This is a genomic window from Paraburkholderia sp. (genome assembly GCF_049581445.1).
GTDB lineage: Bacteria > Pseudomonadota > Gammaproteobacteria > Burkholderiales > Burkholderiaceae > Paraburkholderia.
Genome location: NZ_JBAURZ010000377.1, coordinates 25,036 through 44,195 on the forward strand (window position 1 = coordinate 25,036; position 19,160 = coordinate 44,195).

The window sequence follows — 19,160 nt, forward strand, 5'->3', positions numbered from 1 at the left end:
CCCGAAACATAGACATCGTTGGCTTCCGGCAATACTTCTTCTGTCACGACGGGCCGCACAGCCAAGGGTCGACGAGGGGCGGGCGGGGCTGTCGCTACTGCCGTGGGCGGCGCAGATGGTGTAACCGGTGAACTCGTGACCTGTCTTGGTACAGTAGTCACGCATCCGGATAAAAAGAGCGCAGCAGTGGCTGCGGCGATGGTTACTGCCAACTTCGTGTGTTTCAAGCACTGCTCCGCGGTCCGATTTGGCTATTGTGTCGAGATAACGGCCAAAGTCTGCCAATCTTTATGCCGGCGCGGCTAAGTTAGAAAGAAATATGTAAATTGGCACGTTCCGCAATCAGGACGTGCCTTCAGGAATCAGTCAAACTCCATGCCCCCGCCAAGCCGAAGTTCAGCGAGTTTGCGAATCTGCTCAGGCAAAATGCGACCCAGCGACAACGGAGGCAACGCATCGATGGAAAAGAAGCCTACGGCGTCTGTCTCAACACCCGAAATATCACCCGAAGCGACAATGTTGCCGAGAAACACCAGCTTCCAGGTGTGAAACAAGGAGGGTGGGTGTTCGTGCTTCGGCATGTCCCATATCGCTAGCAATCGATCGATGGTCACGGTGTACCCGCTTTCCTCGCGGACTTCGCGAAGAGCGTTCTCGGCGGGCGAAGTGCCAATGTCGGCCCATCCACCAGGAAGGGACCATCGACCGTCGGCAGCTTCTCGCACTAGGAGCACCTGGCCAGCGTCGTTGAATACCGCGCAGCGAACGTCAACCTTCGGATTGGCGTAGCCTTGTTCGGGGGCGAAAAGTTGTGCGACCTCTGCGGCATCGATATCGGCCAGTTCGGCGAGCTGCGCTTGCGCAATGCCGAGTAGTTCCTGATAGCGCTCTCGGTCGAATGCGCCCTCCGTGTAATGCAGGCCTGTTTGCGCAATGGCTAACAGGCGACGTGCCTGCGTCAACCGTTGTTTCGTCAATTCAGAAGGTGTATGCATGGGACCGGTCCACGTCTAGCGGATTGATGAAATGCAAAACCCCACTCTAATCCAAACTCTGAACGTTTCGCCAAGCGGCGCTGAAGCTGGCGCTGTCAGCAGGGCTTCATAGCAGCGCCATCGATTCGGTCATGTTCTGCCGCATCGGCGTCTATTCGGGCTTCTTGCCGGACGCGACGGCTTCGCGCACTTTGTCATACTTCCCGCGGCTCACGAGTGGGCCACGTAGGACGCTGTCTTGAAGACCGTTCCCTATAGTGATTATGCACGTTTGCTCCTCCAACTTCACAATGAGAGAATTGTGAAAATGGGAAGGGATCTGGGCCGAACCGCGTTTAGAACACGGTGCGAGTTGAAGCGAATTTCGGTGGGGCTTGAACGACAAAGACATGGAAGCATTGAACGTCAGGCAGGAACGCACGCCAAGGAATACCCTTTAGCACATTATCTGTCGATTAGAGTTAGCGCTTTGGTTGTCGACCAGAGTTCGCGCTTTAGGGCGTAAGTCTGGCCCCATGCAGGGTTATTGCGGTCGAATCTGGAGGAGCCATGAGTCGAACTGAAACAGCATTGATTGTGGGTGCGGGAAAGGGACTGAGTGCCTCGCTGGCACGCCTGCTCGCGGCGGAAGGTATGCAGGTCGCGCTAGCTGCCCGCGACATCAGCAAGCTTGCGGACCTGGTAGACGAGACGGGCGCTCTGCCCGTGAAGTGCGACGCCAGTCGACAGGAAGACGTCGAAGCGCTCTTCGAACGCGTGGAGCACGCATTCGGCGCCCCTGACCTCGTTGTCTACAACGCGAGTGGCCGCTATCGCGCGGCCATCGAAGACATCGAAGCAGAGAAACTCGAGGATGCCATCAGAGTGACCGCATTCGGCGGCTTTCACGTTGCTCAGGCTGCGGTGGTGCGAATGCTGGCACGCGGCAGCGGCAGCATTCTCCTGACGGGTGCAACTGCGAGCGTAAAAGGCCTACCCGGTTCAACAGCATTCGCCATGGGAAAATTCGCGCTTCGCGGCTTGGCCCAGTGTATGGCGCGAGAGCTTGCCCCAAAGAATATCCACGTTGCGCACTTCGTTCTCGATGGCGGGATCGCCAGCAGCCGGGTTCAATCAGATGATAGTAAGGAGGACAAATGGTTAGATCCCGACGCGATAGCGCGTGAGTATCTGCACGTGCATCGTCAGCACCGCAGTGCGTGGACATGGGAGGTCGAACTGCGACCGTGGGTGGAGCGGTTTTAGCGATGTCGGGTCGATCCGGATGATCGGCCCGAGTCCGCCTCGTGGTCATGGCATGGACCTGCATGCGACGATTCGAAGATTGCAGGATCAAATGTCGGGAAACGCGGCGGAGGACACGGGCGCAGAGCCAGTTCGAAAGTAGTCCACAGCGAATTCAACAAATGATCTTGTTTTGGCGGAAACATGCCTACGGCCCGGATAAACCAGCGCCACTTCCTTGTCCGCGCCCTGGATCCGGTAGTCGGGGAGTACATGCACGAGGGTCCCGCGTGACAGATCCGCCGCCACATGACTCTCCGGCAGGATCGTAATGCCCATGTCGGCAAGCGCGGCCTGCCGCAACATGGCTGCGTTGTTCACCACGTAGGCGGGCTCCAGGCTGACTGTCTCCTCGCGTCCATCCAGCGCGGTAAACGTCCAGTCAGAGTTGTGAATTTCCGCCGAGGGCGCGAGGAACGTCTGCGTGGCAAGGTGCGCGGGCGTGACTGGCATACCGTGCAAACGGATGTAGCCAGGCGACGCAACGGCGATCGGACAAACCCTGAAGAGCGGGCGTCTGATTAGCGTGCTGCCTTTGATTTGTGCTGGCACCACTATCCCGGCATCGAACCCTTCTTCCACCAGATTGACCGACCGATGTAGCAAGGTCACAGACAGCTTCACTTTCGGATGGCGCAGGCGATACTCCTGCAGCAGAGGGGTGAGGCGAAACAACGAGAATGAGGCCGCGGCGACGAGTTTTAACGTGCCTGTGGGTTCGCTGGTGCTCAGGGTGAGGCTCGAGTCCATCGCGCCAAGCTGTTCGATAATACCTCGGCAGCCGTCGGCGTACGCCATGCCGGCTTCCGTGAGCGATACATGGCGGGTCGTCCGGTTAACCAGCCGGGTATTGAGGTGACTCTCGAGTAACGCGACATAACGCGTAACGACAGCATTGGACATGTCCAGACTCGCGGCGGCGCGTCCAAAGGAACCATTCTCTGCGACCTTCAGAAAGATACGCATGGCCTGTAGTTGATTCATCATGATGTTGACACTATAGGTGGGGAGTTGTTCAACGGGACCGTCTCGTTCAGGTGGAGCGCGACGATCGCCCAGGTCGGTACGCGAATATCTCAGCAACCTCCATCTGTATGGCCTCGACCTCACCGCTCGACAAAGCGTTGCTCCGGCGAGCTGTTCGCATGACACCAGCAACCTGGAAGATTGTTCGATAGCAACTTGCTCACTTCGTTATGCGAATTTAACGATGGTGGAACAATTCGTAAAGATCTAATTCTCAATTATTTCAATGTGACGTGTCACGATTGTCTTTCCTTGACGGAAGGCGGGCACAAATATCACCGCTCAGGGCGAATCAAATAAATCTGTCGGTCAGTCCCAATGTTCATCGTGATTTTTTAATAAAAATATATGAAGCATTTAAATTATTTAAATAAGATAGGCGGTTCAATTAATTTAAAAATGATTTTGCATGTGTTGATGCGGAATTTATTGAATAATCAACCTATAATTACTCGCGCACCTATGCTTTTTCATGGTCGAAGAGGTGGTGTCTGCTACACACCCTTCCGCGCTCCTGCAATCTATACACGCGCAGGCCCTCCCGGCCGAACGTCAGGGGGATGGGTGCACGCCAGTCTTTGCGTTGTCGATTCAGATCGACCACTACGAGTCAAAACGGCTGTCGGATTTCTTTAACAATTTTCTAAGAAAGAATGCTGAAGACGAGTCACAGAGCGGTATTGCAGGAGGCGAACGCTGCGCGACTCCCGCAATGATCGAGCTATGGAGGATGTTGTTCGAGATTTTCAGACGATCGCGCCTGACGCGCTATCTCCATTTGCGCGAGGCAAGACGAGACGCCCTTTAGTGGCGGAATTGATCGTCAAAATAAAGTGTTCTTCCGCCGGCAACGCTATTGCGGAGCAATCTGGAGATTTGCATGGTAGTTTTATCATCGCTGTCGCTGATGTATTCAAGGGTGTTTCCGGTCGGATATTCCGTCCGTTCCCGGTTCAGGCGACTGCTTTGTTGCGCGGCGCTGACATGCGTCGCGGGATGCAACAAACCGGGTCCCACTTCTGCGCAGCAACCTGTTGACGTCAGTGTCGTGACTGTCGCGCAGCAGGATGCCTCAGTCGATTTTGAATTTACCGCGCAGACGCAGAGTTCACGTCAGGTCGAGATTCGTGCGCGCGTCGATGGCTTTCTCGACAAGCGGACCTATACCGAAGGCCAACTGGTGCACGAAGGGCAAACGCTCTTTCTGATGGATAGCAAGCCGTTCGAGGCGGCCCTCCAGACAGCGAAAGGAGAATTGGCGCAGCAACAGGCTCGGCTTACCGTGGCGCAGGCGAACCTTGCACGCGTGGTTCCGCTTGAAGCGGCGAACGCATTGAGCAAAAAGGACCTGGACGATGCTACCGGCAGCGAAAAGCAGGCCGAAGCAGCGGTAATCTCGGCAAAGGGGCAGGTGCAGGCCGCGTCGCTCAACCTGGGCTATACGAGCATCAAGTCTCCGTTGACTGGGTTGTCCAGCTTCGCACGGCAGCAGGAAGGCAGCTACGTTACGCCAGGGCCTTCGGGCCTTCTCACCTACGTTTATCAACTTGATCCGATGTGGGTTAATTTCAGCATCTCCGAAAATGAAATGCTGGGCTATCGCGATCAGGTCGCGAAGGGTCAGTTGCGGTTTCCATCAGGTAACGATTTCGATGTGTCGCTGGTGCTGGCAGATGGGTCCACGTTTCCTGCCCATGGGCACATAGATTTCGCGAATCCCGCCTTCAGTTCGGACACGGGCACCTTTCTCGTGCGCGCCGTGTTCGACAACCCGAAGGGAAGATTGCTACCGGGGCAGTTTGTCCGCGCTCGGATAGCGGGCGCGACGCGTCCGAACGCTATTCTGTTACCGCAACGCGCGGTATTGCAGGGGGCGAAGAGCCATTTTGTCTGGGTCGTGAGTGCAGAGAAAAAGCCCCAGCAGCGTATGGTTGAAGTGGGTGACTGGCATGGCGACGACTGGTTCATCACCGAAGGGCTGAATGCTGGGGATCGGGTTGTCGTGGACGGCGCGATTCGTGTCGCACCAGATTCGCACCTCAGGATCATGCCGCTGCGCGCCAGCGCCGCGACCAGCGTGCCGGTCCCGGTGGACGTGCAGGTTTTGCAGGACTCAGATAAAGCACGGCCTGCGCGAACCCGGTCTGAAAGTTTGGCGGGTCGATAACAGCCATGAAAATCTCTCATTTCTGTATCGACCGCCCCATCTTTGCATCGGTCATCTCGATCGTGATCGTCCTTGCCGGGGCGCTGTCGATGCTGTCACTTCCGGTTGCGCAATATCCGGACATCACGCCGCCGCAAATCACGATCTCTGCCACCTATCCAGGCGCAAGCGCGGATGTCGTCGCCAACAATGTGGCCGCGCCGATCGAGCAGCAAGTGAACGGCGCGGACAACATGATCTACATGAACTCGTCGAGTTCGTCCACGGGCAATCTGACGATCAATGCCTACTTCGGAACAGGGACGAACCCTGACCTGGCGCAAGTGGATATCCAGAACCGGGTCAACCTCGCGTTACCGCAGTTACCTCAGTCGGTCCAGTCGCAGGGTGTACAGGTTCAGAAGAAGTCCTCCGCGTTCATGATGGTGATTGCCATTCATTCGCCTGGTAACCGCTATGACGCTACGTACATCGCGAACTATGCGAATGTCTATGTGCTCGATGCGATAAAACGCATTCCCGGAGCAAACCAGGCGAGCATCTTTGGTACTCCAGACTACGCGATGCGTATCTGGCTCAGACCCGACCGGATGGCGCAACTGGGTATCACCGCTGCGGATGTGCAACGCGCAGTGGCGAACCAGAATCAGCAGTTTGCGGTAGGCCGCATCGGCCAGTCGCCGACGGGCGTGCCGGTCGAGCAGTCGTTCGCGGTCACGACGTCAGGGCGGCTGGCGGAACCCGCCGAGTTTGAAGACATCATCATTCGCGCCCAGAGCGGCGATGCAGCGATCGTGCGGCTGAAGGACATCGGCCGGGCCGAACTGGGGCAAAAGGACTATTCCATTCGCAGCAAGTTTCAGGGCAAGCCTGCGACAGTCATCGCCATCTATCAGCAACCCGGTGCCAATGCGCTCGACGTCTCGAAGCAGGTCCGCGCAACATTGCAGGGGATGAAGAAGTCGTTCCCGCCAGGCATGGACTACGACATTGCCATGGATGCGACCGACTTTACCCGCGCGTCCATCAAGGATGTAGTCGTGACGTTCTTCGAGGCGGTCGCGCTGGTGGTGGTGGTCGTGTTCGTTTTCCTGCAGAGCTTGCGAGCGACCCTGATTCCGGTGTTGGCCGTACCGGTGTCGATCATCGGCACCTTCATGGGCATGCTGGCGCTGGGCTTTTCGATCAACATGCTGACGATGTTTGGCATGGTGCTCGCGATCGGTATCGTCGTGGATGATGCAATCGTCGTGATCGAGAACGTCGAGCGCAACATGACGGTCCACCAGCTCGACGCCAGAAGCGCCGCCAAAATGGCGATGGACGAAGTCTCCGGGCCGGTCATCGCAATCGTGCTGGTGCTGTGCGCAGTGTTCGTGCCGGTGGCATTCATCGGCGGCATTACCGGCCAGATGTATAAGCAGTTCGCGATCACCATCGCGATCTCCGTGGTGATATCGGGCATTGTCGCGCTCACGTTGTCGCCGGCGCTGGCTGGGGTGTTGCTCAAACCAGGTCAGCACAAGAAACGCGGCTTCTTCCGCTGGTTTGAGAATCGATTTGAACGGCTGACGCAGGGCTATACAAATGCGGTTCAGCTTGTCATCAAACGCTGCGGGGTAGCTTTGGCGCTGTTCGCCGGCATGATCGTGCTGGCAGTCTTGATGATGAGAACGATCCCCGGCGCTTTTCTTCCTCCTGAGGATCAAGGCTACCTGCTGGGCGCCGTGATCATGCCGGACGCCGCGAGTCTCGATCGCACCGAAGGGGTGTCCCGTAATGTGACGGACTACTTCATGAAGCAGAGCGCGGTCGGCAGTGTGACGGTCGTGGACGGCTATAGCCTGCTGGACAACCAGACGAAAAACAATGCGTCTACGTTCTTCATCGGTTTAAAGAGTTTCGATGAACGGTATAAGTCGGCAAACATCAGGACGCAGAACGCGCGGACCTTACTATTGGAGGCGAATAAAACTCTGTCTGGCGTCAAGGAAGGAATTATTGCGGCCCTTAATCCACCGTCGATTCCTGGCCTCGGTACGACCGGCGGCACGGAAATGTGGATTCAGAGCAAAGGCGATGCGACGATCGACCAGCTTGCCGCTGTTGTGCGGGACTACGTTGCGCAGGCGAAGCGACGTCCGGAACTTGCCGATGTTACTTCCACGTTTACAGCCTCCTCGCAGCAACTCCGTGTCGATGTGGACCGCGACAAGTCGGCCACGCTAGGTGTGCCGATCGACGACGTCTACAGCGCAATGCAGACGATGTTCGGCTCCCTGTACGTGTCTCAGTTCAACCGTTCGAGCCGGCTCTGGCAGGTCATCTTGCAGGCCGAACCGTCGTATCGACTCAAGCCTTCCGATCTTGACCAGGTGTATGTGCGAAGCGGCAACGGCAGCATGGTGCCGCTGAAATCCGTGGTGTCCTACAAGTACGTCACGGGCCCGGACCTCGTCGCGCGATTCAACAACTTTCCGGCGGTCAAGGTCACTGCAAGCGCGGCTCCAGGCTATAGCTCGGGTCAAGTCATTGCCGCACTGGAGGACATCGCACGGCAACTGCCATCTAGCTACGGCATCGGCTGGAGTGGAGAAGCCTACGAGGCGAAGCAGTCGGGCGGCACGTCGGGCCTCGTATTCGTGTTTGGCCTGGTCATGGTGTTTCTGATCCTCGCCGCGCAGTACGAAAAATGGAGCCTGCCGGTCGGTGTGCTGATGGCGGTACCGTTCGCGTTGTTCGGCGCGTTACTCGCAGTTTTTATGCGGGGGCTCGACGACGATGTGTACTTCCAGATTGGCCTCACCATGCTGGTCGCGCTGGCCGCCAAGAATGCGATCCTGATCTTCGAGTTCGCCGTACTGAATCGAAAGGCTGGCGCATCGATATACGACGCGACAGTGCGTGCCGCGAGAGAGCGGCTTCGCCCGATCGTCATGACTTCGATTGCATTCATCCTGGGCTGCGTGCCGCTTGCTATTGCGACCGGCGCCTCGGCTAACAGCCGGCATTCGATTGGTACGGGCGTGATTGGCGGCATGCTTGGTGCGACGCTGATCGCTGTGTTTTTTATCCCAATGTTCTTTTATGTGCTGGAGACCCTGTCCGAGCGGCGCAGCGGCGACCCTCGGACACCTGACGCGTCAAGCGGCGGGCAAGGAAATGCGTCCCGTGTCACACCTTTCGTCACTTCTAGGGGAGTAAGCGGAATACCTTCTGTTCGCCGTGAGGATGAGTCCAATGCGTAGTTCTGTATTTGCCTTGCTGCTTGCGTGTCCTTTCTTCCTCACGCTCAACGGGTGCGTGCTCGGACCTGATTACGTAAGACCGACAATCAGCACGCCAGCAACGTTTCGCTTTGCCACCAGCGACATGTCGGGTGTCGCCAATACCGAATGGTGGCGCCAATTTAACGACCCGGAGCTCGACCGTCTGATCGCAACGGCACTCGCGCAGAACAAGGATGTGCAGATTGCTGGCACGCGTGTCGATGAATTTCTTGGGCAATTCGCGAGCACCAGGTCGCAACTGTTTCCGCAATTAAGCGCGGGCCTTGCTGCCCAGCGCCAGCGCGTTCCGCAAGCAGGCGGAATCCCATTGCTTGGGGGCGAAGGGCCGGACTATAGCCAGTTGCAGGCAACGCTTGGGGCGACCTGGGACATCGACCTGTTCGGGCGGGTCAGGCGTGAAACGGAAGCTGCGCGTGCCAACGTCCGCGCGAGTGAAGAGATGCGCCGAGCGACGATCCTGACTCTGGTCGCATCGGTAGCGTCGTCGTACATCAACCTGCGCAGTCTCGACCAGCAACTCGCAATCGCTCGGGACACCACCGCAAGTCGCGCGGAGTCCGTCAGGGTCTTCGACTTACGGTTTCATGGCGGGGAGGTGTCGCAGATGGAACTCGCGCAGAGTCAGTCCGAATACGAAGCGTCGCGCGCGACGATTTCGCGGATCGAAGATCAGATTGCCCAGCAGGAGGATGCGTTGGCGGTCTTGCTTGGTGAGAATCCTGGCGCGATTCCGCGTGGGCTTCGGCTGCCGGATCTTGACGCGCCGGCTGTGCCGGCGGGACTGCCGTCGGATCTCATCGAACGCCGTCCGGACCTGCGTGCGGCCGAACAGAATCTGGTTGCGGCCAACGCGCTTATCGGCGCGGCGCACGCACTTTATTTCCCGTCTATTTCGCTTACTGGACTGTTCGGATCGGCAAGCGGACAACTTTCAAAGCTGTTCATCGGACCGGCGCGCGTGTGGTCGTTTGCTGGTGCCGTCGCACAGCCGGTCTTCACGGCCGGCAACATTCGGGGCCAGGTGCAGCAGGCGCAGGCGCAACAGCAGGAAGCGCTACTGCAGTATCAGAAGGCGGTCCAGGTCGCATTCCAGCAGGTCAACGACGCGCTGATATCCGTGCAGAAGCTCCGCGAACAGACCGACGTGCAGGCACGCCAGGTCAAGACATTGGAAACCTATGCGCGACTCGCACGGTTGCGTTATGACGGTGGCTACACGAGCTACCTGGAAGTGCTGGATGCCGAGCGAAGTCTCTTCAACGCCCGTTTGAGCTACACGCAAACCAGACAGGCCGCACTCGTATCCTTCGTGAATCTCTATCAGTCGATGGGCGGAGGATGGGCGGTGGACGTCGAATACATGACTGCTGTGGCGGTGACACCCGGGCCTTAGTCAGGTTATCCGTCGATCAAGCGGAATTTATTTTGTAGTCGTAGGTGCAGTTGGTTGTCAATCAGATCAGATTGTTTAATAAAAAGGAGTGCGTATGAAAAAGGTAGTTTTTGGAACAGCTTTGATTCTCGGCGTGGCGATTCTCCAACTGGCGTCAGCGCAGGATGCACTGACCAGCGCTGCTCAGACCGCTGTACTCGATGAGCAGCCGGTACATCTGAAGGCGCAAATTGTCTCAATAGATCGTGCCGCGCGCGTTCTCACACTGCGTGGCCCGCAGGGCAACCAGGTTGACATTACAGTTGGCCCTCAGGCGGATAATCTAGCGACACTCGAAGTTGGTGACACGGTCGAATTGCTCTACAAGAACGCGTTGCTGGTCACTGCGCAACGTGTGACCGGAGGCGCCAAAGGTGTTCGCGAGCGTGTCGACACACGGGTCTCTCTGCCGGCGGCGTCAGGTTATGACGCTGCCCACCAGGTAGAGGTCGAAGCGACTGTGGAAAAGATCGATAGCAAGACGCGCCATGTGACGTTGCGTGGCGCGTATCGAACCGTTACGCTGGATGCGTCGAAGGACGTCAATCTTGACCAGCTGAAGGTGGGCGACACAATTCACGCTGTGTTTGTTTCTGCTTACGCGGTGCGGGTAACGCCGGTCACAGCAGCGCAATAACCACTGCACCTCCCTCATTAAGCCCGGCGGCCGCAAGCGGGCAGTCGCAAAAAGCCTTCCACGGACAATGCGCTTCACGATTCTTGCGAGGGGTAACGGATGCGGGCAGGGCTGCATCCGCCGTATAACCTTGCCATTAAATCGATGCAGCAACGCCGATTCCGTTATCGCTCCAGAAGCGGCACGAAATTCGAGGTTGCCAGTCCGTTGTTGCTCTGAAATTGCAATGGCCGATCTCTGCATTGTGGACGATAAGCAACGTATTATTATTGATTCGTCATGCGAAACATGTTTAGGATCAAATAAAACTGTTCGTAATCAATCGGAATGCAGCAATAAATCAGAGTATTCGACTAATTCATAAAAACTGTTCCTTCGGGACCCATGGATATTGCAAGATCTGCTCACTAAACTCTGGCTGCGGAAAACACTGCTTCGGTTCAATCCTGAAGGTGCGTCACTCAGGCTATTGGGCTGATCCAGGTCGTGCAATCAATTGAGTCGGAAGACTCAGTATTCAAGGAATTAACATGAAAAAGCAGATCATTTTTACTGTGGTAGCGGCGAGCTTTGCCGGTGCGGCAAGCGCACAAAGTTCGGTGACTCTGTACGGGGTGGTCGACGCGGGTCTTGCCGCTGTCAGCAACCAGGTTGCCAATGCGTCGCAGATGAAGAGTGGCGGCAGTTCAATGGTCGGTTTGACTGGCGGTAATATTCAAGGCAGCCGTTGGGGCTTGCGTGGTGCTGAAGATCTGGGCGGTGGTTTGAAAACGATCTTCACCCTCGAAAGTGGGTTTAGCGTGATCAATGGCCAGCAGGATACTGCAGGGAACCTCTTTAACCGTCAGGCGTTCATCGGCCTGACGAACGAATTCGGCGCCGTCACGTTGGGCCGACAGTACGATTCGGTGGTCGACTATCTCGGCCCGCTGTCAGCAACGGGTACGTGGGGCGGAACCTATTTCGCTCATCCTGGCGACAACGACAATCTTAACAATACGATCCGGATCAACAATTCGGTCAAGTTTCAAAGCGCTGACTATGCCGGGTTGTCCTTCAGCGGGGTGTATGGGTTCTCCAACCAGGCCGGTGGTTTTGCCAATAACCGCGCGTATAGCGTTGGCGCCGGTTACAAGAACGGCGGCCTGCAATTGGGCACCGCTTACCTGCAACTACAGGGGTTGAACTCGAATAGTAATGGCGCGGTTCAAGGCGTCCCGGATTACACCCTGGCGCAGATTCCTGGCATGCAGAACCAACGTACCTGGGGCGTTGGCGGTAGCTACACATTCGGTCCGGCCGTGGTCGGCGGTGTCTTCACGCAGAGTCGCTTTCAGGACAGGATTGTTGACGCGTCTGTACGCTACAACAACTATGAAATCAACGGACGCTATAACCTGACACCGGCGTTTGGCTTGGGCGTCGCGTATACGTTCACGCAGGCACTGAACTCCACGCCTGCGGCAGGGAGCGACGATAACGGCTCGGCTCACTGGAACCAACTGGCTATTCAGGCAGACTACGCATTGTCCGCGCGCACGGATATTTATGCTGAAAGCGCGGCCTTCCTTGGGTCGAACGGCAATATCATGCCGACACAGATCAACGGCACCAGCGCGCCGTCGTCGAGCCGTAACCAGTTTCTGGTGTCCACGGGTATCCGTCACCGCTTCTAAGCAGACGCGCGTCTTCGAGAAAGTGGCGCGGGTTTTGAACACGGCTTAGCATTGTACGAACGTGATCTTTACTGTTTTATGTAAAGGGTACGTCAAGTACTCCTTATAAAATGCGACGCCCGGTCAATTCCTGGCAAGGGTGAACGCCACGATGTCTGTGGCGTTCTGTTTTTCATGGAGCGGGAAATGCTCGGCGGCCGCGATGCCATACACCAGCTAGACAGCCTGCAACGCTGACACCGCACTGCGCAACGCGGTCCGCAGCCCTTCCTCTACTACCGGATGATAGAACGGCATTTGCAACATCGTGTCGACGGTGAGCTTCATTTGCAGCGCCCATGCAAGAAGGTGTGCAATATGTTCGGCGTCCGGCCCGATCCATTCCGCGCCGAGGAACCGGCGGCTAGTTTTATCGACGTAGACGTGCATCAACCCGCGGTTCCTGAGCATGACACGGCTGCGGCCCTGGTCCTCGAAACTGACCTCGCCGGTCACGAATGTGGATGGTTCAAGATCCGAATGCTGGGCGCCGACCATCGCAATCCCCGGGTCGCTGAACAGTACGGCAATGGGTGCGCGGCGGATCAACGGGGCCAGCTGCGGAAAGGTCGCCGCGTTCGCGCCCGCGATGCGGCCTTCGTCCGCGGCTTCATGCAGTAGCGGGAGCACTCCGTTTGAGTCGCCTGCGATGAACACGGAGTGTGCGCCGGCTTGCAGCGTCAGCGGGTCATACTCGGGTACGCCGTGGCTGTCGAGCGCGAGCGAGGTATTGTTCAGCGCCAGGCGGTCGACATTCGGCTTGCGGCCCGCTGTCACCAGTACGTACTCGAAGGTGTCTTCCACCACCTCGCCCTCGCCGGTTCTGAAGCGGAGCGTGACACCATGGCCTTGACGGGTGGCGGCTTCGACATTTGCCCGGGCCTCGAAGCGAAACGACTCGCTGAAGGTCTGTTCAGCATAGGCCTTGATTGCCGGATCCGTCAGTGGCCCGACGCGCCCGCGCGCGCCGATCACCGTGACTTCCACGCCAAGATGCGCAAGCGCCTGGCCCAACTCCACGCCAATCACTCCTGCGCCAACCACAGCGACCTTGCGCGGCAGATCGGTCCATTCGAATACGTCGTCGTTGACGATAACGCGGTCACCGAGTGACTGGTACAGGTTCGGGATAACCGGCGTCGATCCGGTTGCGATCACGACGCTGCGAGCCCGCACGCGGGTATGGCCGCCGACCTCCAGCAGGTTATCGTCGATAAATCGTGCATAGCCCGTCAGCTTGTCTTCGGCGGGAATCGCGTCCACGCTGTCGACTACAAAGCCGACCAGCCGGTCGCGTTCGCTCCGAACGCGTTGCATGACCTCGCGACCGTCGATGCGAACCAGGCCGTCGATATGCACGCCAAACGCGGCCATGCGCGTCGCGGCGTGCGCGGCTTCAGCGGCGGCGATCAGCAGCTTGGACGGCATACAGCCCACCCGAGCGCATGTCGTCCCGTGCGGCCCTCCTTCGATCAGGATCGCAGATGCGCCGGCTGCTTTTGCAGCGCGATAGGCGGGCAGGCCGGCGCTGCCAGCGCCAATGATAGCCACATCGATTTGAACGGTTTTCATGACTTCCTCGAAGGGAACGGTGCAATAAGAGGAATCCACCGGCGCTTTGCTACCTTGGGCTTCGGCTGATTCGGGCTGATTTCCATGTGCACACTTTATGGGGATCGGTGCGCCGTGATAACTCTCGAATGGCTCAAGAAAGCGCTCAAACGGCTCACGTTGATCTGCGCGGGCTGGGACCTCCCAAGGCAACATCGCTTTCCACGAAGTCCCTTGGGACGTGTCGCTGGCCGAGCGCACCACGCTGGAACACGGGCAACCTGCGCGAGAAAGTGGTGCACGCAACCTCGGCGTGTTTGCGACGGGCCTCTTGAGACCGCCGGCGGCATGGATGCAGATACGCGCTATTCCTGCGGCGAATTACTTGTTGGCGAGACCCGGGACAGCTAATGTTCACAAGTCCGGGCGTTGCGGATCAATGAATGGCCTTGCGCGCAGGCAGTCAGATCTTGAGGATCCCCCGGTCACTGCCCGTGGAGCGGGGCAGCCGCGAATTGTCAGCGAACATCACATCGAGCAATCGTTACTCTTTGGAGAGCGAATTATGTCAACTATCCCGGTGTCCTCGTCCGTCCGTCAATTTTCCATCCCTGCGTCTTCGTTCGGGATCATTCTGGGCATGTCGGGCTTGAGTAATTGCTGGCGCTTTGCCCACGTCCTATGGGGAATCGATGCCTGGATTGGCGAGGCACTGTCGGCGCTCACGGCGCTCGTTTGGCTTGCATTGCTGCTGGGCTATGCGATGAAGTGGCTGCGCGAGCGCGGCGATGCCGTTGCGGAGTTCGAGCATCCCATCCAATGTTGCTTCATTGGGCTCATTCCGGTCTGCGCGGCGCTGGTGGGTATCTGGGTGGTGACCTGGTGGGAGGCGGCGGGAGCGGCGCTCATCATCGTGGGGTGCGCGGGCCTTTTTTCCTGGTTGGCGCTTGAATCGGTAATTGTCCACCATCTGTACACAACGGAACCGTTGCCGCCAGCGGTGCGTCCGGCACTGGGAATTCAACTGGCGCCGCCCGTAGTGGATGCGGTGGCCTATCTTCGCTTCCCGCCGGCCCTGGTATGCAGATCTTCTCGCCGGATGGCAAATACGGCTACGTGTGCTCGTCTTTCAAATCCCGAAACCGATGCGGTTTCAGTGCGGGATCATCAGATAGTGGGCAAGGTGAAGCAGGCGAGCCCGTTCTGCCCAAATATTGCAGCCACGCCGGACGGTAAGCAGGTGTGGTTCACGCTCAAGGACACGGGCAAAACACAGGTGTTCGATGCGCAGCCGCCATTCGCCTTGCTCAAGACGCTCGACACCGGACCGATCACCAATCACGTTAACTTCGTTCATAACGCCCACGGCGACTTCGCTTACGTGACCGTAGGAGGCCTGAACGTCGTCAAGGTGTGCCGGACCGACGACTACTCGCAGGTCGCGGTCATTCCAGTCGGCAATCTGCCGCATGGCATCTGGCCTTCGGACGATGGCAGCCGTGTCTATGTCGGGCTCGAACATAGCGACGCGCTCAGTGTGATAGATACGCTGACCAACGCGGTCATTGCGGCCGTGCCGATCGGACAGGCGCCGCAGGCGCTCAACTACGTGTCGAACGCGGTGCCGGAAGGCGATGGTATGAGTAACCTTCAGCCTCTAGGCGTGGCGGGGCAGGTGGTGCATGTCGCGTTGGTGCCCATTGGCGCGACAGCCATGGCCACCAGCGTTTCGCTGTTCGATCAGGGTTTGTTGCAGGTTCTGCAGGCGGCCGTACGGGACTCAATCCCCAACATCCCTATGTATTAGGTCTCGCGGATGCGCCGGATGGTAGTGGCCAGATTGCACCATTGGCGTTTTTCATGACGAATCCAGCGGGGGCGGCGACCGTCGATGCCCTTGGACAGATTCGTCAGGTGGTCGCACCGGACAATAAGAGCGCGGCCGACAAGCGTCGCTATCTGGTGATTGCGACTTCCGTGTCCGGTAAGGCTGGCATGCCGGTCCAGGTGCAGAAGCTATAGCGTGTTGCCCGATGGCAGGCGCGGTCAAGATGGAGGGCTGCTGTGAATATCCCTCACAAACGTTTGCAGGCGTAGTGGGCTGATAGATTTGCGTCCAGACGACGAGAATTCAAAAGATACCGTAGGCTATACGGGTGGCGGATCGACGCGCTGCATCATTCATTTGAACGAGGGTCGATAAGACTGACTCTCTAAGGAGGCTTCACATGAGTACTGAATCGCTAACAGTTGGAATCGACCACTTGGGGCTCACCGTCCGTAATCTCGACGTGACGCGTGACTTCTTCGTCAATTGCCTTGGGTGGAAGCAGGTTGGCGGGAAACCCGAGTATCCGGCCGCATTCGTCTCCGATGGGCACATCCTGCTGACGCTCTGGCAAGCTAAAGACCCGGGGGAAGCAGTCGATTTCGACCGCAAGAACAACCTCGGATTGCACCATCTCGCCCTGCGCACCGCGAACGAAGAAGCCTTTACCACCATCTTCGAGCGCGTATCCGCATGGCCGGGCGTCAAAGTGGAGTTCACGCCTGAATTATTAGGTAGCGGACCCAAGCGGCACGCCATGGTGTATGAGCCGGGCGGCATCCGGCTGGAGTTTGACTATGACCCTCGCGTATAGGGCCCAGCCTTAAACGATGAACCCGGCACGCGCAGAACAAGATTGATCGTTCAATTTTATAGGTGCGTGCTGGCCAGTTTCGCGGCAAGACCCAAAAAAACCGCACCGGCAAACCAGTTGAGCGCCCGCTGCGCGCGGGCGGAGCGTAGCAGGAGTTGGCCGAATACGCCTGAAAAATAAGCGATGGCGCCAAACACGATCAGCGAAGCGGCGATGAAGACAATGCCGAGCACCGTGATCTGCAGGGAAATGTGTCCACGGTCAGCAGCGACAAACTGCGGCAGAAAAGCGAGAAAGAAAATCACGACCTTGGGATTGGTCAGGTTCATCAGGACTCCACGCCGATACATATGCCCGGCGCCGGGGCTTTCGCCGCTGTCTGTACTCACGACACCCACGGGAGCACGGAACGCTCGCCACGCCAGGTAAGCAAGATACAGCGCACCGGCGCTCTTGAGCACGGTGAACGCGAGTTTCGAAGCTGCCAGCAGCGCGCCCAATCCTACGGCGACCACGGTTGTATGCACGAGCAGACCCGTGCACAGCCCGAATACGACGATCATGCCCGCGCGCGGCCCGCGCATCGCGGACTGCAGCAGCACAAAGACATTGTCTGGTCCAGGCGTCAGCCCAAGCAGCAGCGAAATGCCGAAAAACGGCAATAAGGTCGAGATTGGAGGCATGCTCGGGCCTAGGTGGACGGCGTAGCTTCGAGGTGTCCGTTGCGCAGCATAATGACCGTCGGGATCTCGGTGAATGGGTCGTGCCGCACACCTGGATGTAAGCGTATCCACGTGCCAGCGGGATACCGTTGGTCGTGGCTGCGCAACTCGCCGCTCAGCACCAGAATCTCTTCGCCGTTGCGATGCCCGTGATCGCGCGTGTGGGTGTCGGGTTCCCACGCTACCAGTGTCAACCGGCGACCGCTCGAGGACAGCCGCGCGTACTCGCTTGACGGTGCAAGCGTTACCACCCCTGCCCAGAGCGGATCGTCGGCAGCGCCAAGATGCAATACGTGATCCGTGGCCGTTAGAGCTTCGGCTAAATCGAGCCTCGCGGTTTCAATCATGTCGACTTTCATATCCACTCCTGGCCGTCGTGTCCTGGTGCGATTCCGGTCTGCCTTTCGTGGAGCTTACGCGCTCCCGCTGCTCACGTGTCTGTTCGGGACACCGAGGAACTATGGGGTAGCTTCGAGCCGGAAAGATGAACGCTGTACAGTTTCACGCTGACTTTCCTCAGTCAATTTAAACGTTGGATAACCGCGTGATCGTTGGCAGCGAGTGTGCCAGCTTTGAGTGGGTATGATAAGCCGGCAGCGCACCAACTCTGAATCCGCGCCGGGTGGACAATCGCCGCGGGCGAAGTCCGTCGCTGCAACTTTAGAGCATTCGCTGAGAGCGGAGTGGATAGCGGTCTGTGAAGGGACCGGCATCCCGAGAATCGAATGATTCGAGTTGGCCGTGCCGGAAAGGAGCGTCGCAGCGATCAGGTCCATGGCTCATGAGCCGTGTCGAGGCTCCGGTCCAGATGATATGCATAACTAATCAATGCGCGATGTGTGAACGCTTGCGGGAGATCACCTGACGCTTCGCCCGTCGTAGCTATCTCCCCCGAAAAGAGCACGGGACAGAGGAGCGGGCAGTTCGGTTCTACCCGCCATCCCCACGCCAGATCCGCTGCGTTTCTACCCTTAGAACCGGTAGGTCAGACCGAGCTGTGCGACGGGATACACCCTGTAGCGCTCGACCGTATTGCTGATCTTCTGTTCCTGCTGGTCGATGTTTTCCTGGGTGGTGAACAGCGTGTAAATCTCCGGCACGCTATAGGAAACATGCGGACGCCCATACGCGACCCCCAGATCGAAGGTCACGCCGAAGCCCTTCGATACCGGCTTATGCCCGTAGCCGATGCCCAGATACGGCATTGCATGCGGCAGCGAAGCCTGCGCGGTGGGCGCAGCGCCGACGGCCGGCACGTAATCGCTGCCGATCTTGTAGTTGCCGTCCGCATTGGGGACGGCGTGGGCATCCAGGTGATCGTCGTTGATCAGTACACCTGTGGTGACGCGAAAGCCACTCGATTTGAACGGGAACAGATCGAGGTAGAGACCACCTTGCAACAGCGTAAGACGACCATCGTACTGATTACCGTCCACGTTGACCGTATGCGAGAGGCCGAAGCCTTCGAGTTCGGCGTGTACGCCGGCCCATGAGCTAAGAGGCAGCGCCGCGCCGACGCCGGCACCCAGCGTGCCGCCCTGAACATACACCTCCTGCGCGCCAGCGCTTGCCGCGAACATCGCGATGGCTGCGGCGAGCGCCGCACGTGTTGCCTGTTTCACGCACCTTCTCCGTAAGGGGGTCATTCTGCGGAACAGACTGTACGGTGTAACCAGTGAGTTCAAATGGGTGAATAGCG

At 58.1% G+C, this 19,160-nt stretch carries 14 protein-coding genes and 2 pseudogenes; 10 read left to right on the forward strand and 6 right to left on the reverse strand.

Annotated elements, in window-relative coordinates; all coding sequences use genetic code 11:
• Positions 1–362: 362 nt before the first annotated feature.
• Positions 363–995: an NUDIX hydrolase gene (locus WCA85_RS32505; protein ID WP_424069394.1), complete on the reverse strand. Its 633-nt coding sequence runs from the start codon at positions 993–995 to the stop codon at positions 363–365.
• 549 nt (positions 996–1,544) lie between these two features.
• Between WCA85_RS32505 and WCA85_RS32510 the strand changes: the two genes are divergently transcribed.
• Positions 1,545–2,240 carry an SDR family NAD(P)-dependent oxidoreductase gene (locus WCA85_RS32510; RefSeq protein WP_424069396.1) on the forward strand — a complete coding sequence of 232 codons (696 nt, stop codon included), beginning with the start codon at positions 1,545–1,547 and terminating at the stop codon, positions 2,238–2,240.
• 87 nt (positions 2,241–2,327) lie between these two features.
• Here WCA85_RS32510 and WCA85_RS32515 read toward each other — a convergent pair whose 3' ends face one another.
• Entirely contained in the window at positions 2,328–3,266 is a 939-nt protein-coding gene (locus WCA85_RS32515; protein WP_424069398.1) for a LysR family transcriptional regulator, read from the reverse strand.
• A gap of 762 nt (positions 3,267–4,028) precedes the next feature.
• Here WCA85_RS32515 and WCA85_RS32520 point away from each other — a divergent pair.
• From WCA85_RS32520 to WCA85_RS32545, 6 genes are all read left to right on the forward strand, one after another.
• Positions 4,029–4,343, forward strand: coding sequence for a hypothetical protein (locus tag WCA85_RS32520; protein WP_424069473.1), 315 nt, complete (start codon positions 4,029–4,031; stop codon positions 4,341–4,343).
• Positions 4,225–5,472 (forward strand): efflux RND transporter periplasmic adaptor subunit, encoded by a 1,248-nt coding sequence (locus WCA85_RS32525; RefSeq protein WP_424069465.1) that lies wholly within the window; start codon positions 4,225–4,227, stop codon positions 5,470–5,472. Before WCA85_RS32520 ends, WCA85_RS32525 begins: the two co-directional genes overlap by 119 nt.
• A gap of 5 nt (positions 5,473–5,477) precedes the next feature.
• Positions 5,478–8,720 (forward strand): efflux RND transporter permease subunit, encoded by a 3,243-nt coding sequence (locus WCA85_RS32530; RefSeq protein ID WP_424069400.1) that lies wholly within the window; start codon positions 5,478–5,480, stop codon positions 8,718–8,720.
• Positions 8,713–10,155 (forward strand): efflux transporter outer membrane subunit, encoded by a 1,443-nt coding sequence (locus WCA85_RS32535; RefSeq protein ID WP_424069402.1) that lies wholly within the window; start codon positions 8,713–8,715, stop codon positions 10,153–10,155. Before WCA85_RS32530 ends, WCA85_RS32535 begins: the two co-directional genes overlap by 8 nt.
• A gap of 94 nt (positions 10,156–10,249) precedes the next feature.
• Complete coding sequence (locus WCA85_RS32540) at positions 10,250–10,831, forward strand: hypothetical protein (RefSeq protein ID WP_424069404.1); 582 nt, start codon at positions 10,250–10,252, stop codon at positions 10,829–10,831.
• Positions 10,832–11,361: 530 nt separating this feature from the next.
• Positions 11,362–12,507, forward strand: coding sequence for a porin (locus WCA85_RS32545; protein ID WP_424069406.1), 1,146 nt, complete (start codon positions 11,362–11,364; stop codon positions 12,505–12,507).
• Between the two features lie 216 nt (positions 12,508–12,723).
• Here WCA85_RS32545 and WCA85_RS32550 read toward each other — a convergent pair whose 3' ends face one another.
• On the reverse strand, positions 12,724–14,118 hold the full coding sequence (locus WCA85_RS32550) for a dihydrolipoyl dehydrogenase (protein WP_424069408.1): 1,395 nt from the start codon (positions 14,116–14,118) through the stop codon (positions 12,724–12,726).
• A gap of 544 nt (positions 14,119–14,662) precedes the next feature.
• Between WCA85_RS32550 and WCA85_RS32555 the strand changes: the two are divergent.
• The 3 genes and pseudogenes from WCA85_RS32555 to WCA85_RS32565 form a co-directional block, all read left to right on the forward strand.
• Positions 14,663–15,007: pseudogene (locus WCA85_RS32555) on the forward strand (dicarboxylate transporter/tellurite-resistance protein TehA); the annotation flags it as partial.
• Positions 15,008–15,156: 149 nt separating this feature from the next.
• A pseudogene (locus tag WCA85_RS32560) lies at positions 15,157–16,119 on the forward strand (YncE family protein); the annotation flags it as partial.
• Between the two features lie 206 nt (positions 16,120–16,325).
• Positions 16,326–16,739, forward strand: a complete 414-nt coding sequence (locus tag WCA85_RS32565; RefSeq protein ID WP_424069410.1) for a VOC family protein — start codon at positions 16,326–16,328, stop codon at positions 16,737–16,739.
• A 56-nt stretch (positions 16,740–16,795) separates the two neighbouring features.
• Here the strand turns inward: WCA85_RS32565 and WCA85_RS32570 are convergent, their stop codons facing one another.
• The 3 genes from WCA85_RS32570 to WCA85_RS32580 form a co-directional block, all read right to left on the reverse strand.
• Positions 16,796–17,422, reverse strand: coding sequence for a LysE family translocator (locus WCA85_RS32570; protein ID WP_424069412.1), 627 nt, complete (start codon positions 17,420–17,422; stop codon positions 16,796–16,798).
• Positions 17,423–17,430: 8 nt separating this feature from the next.
• The gene (locus WCA85_RS32575; protein ID WP_424069414.1) at positions 17,431–17,820 is read right to left on the reverse strand and encodes a cupin domain-containing protein; all 390 of its coding nucleotides are present in this window, start codon (positions 17,818–17,820) and stop codon (positions 17,431–17,433) included.
• A gap of 612 nt (positions 17,821–18,432) precedes the next feature.
• On the reverse strand, positions 18,433–19,107 hold the full coding sequence (locus WCA85_RS32580) for a hypothetical protein (protein WP_424069416.1): 675 nt from the start codon (positions 19,105–19,107) through the stop codon (positions 18,433–18,435).
• Between the last annotated feature and the right edge of the window lie 53 nt (positions 19,108–19,160).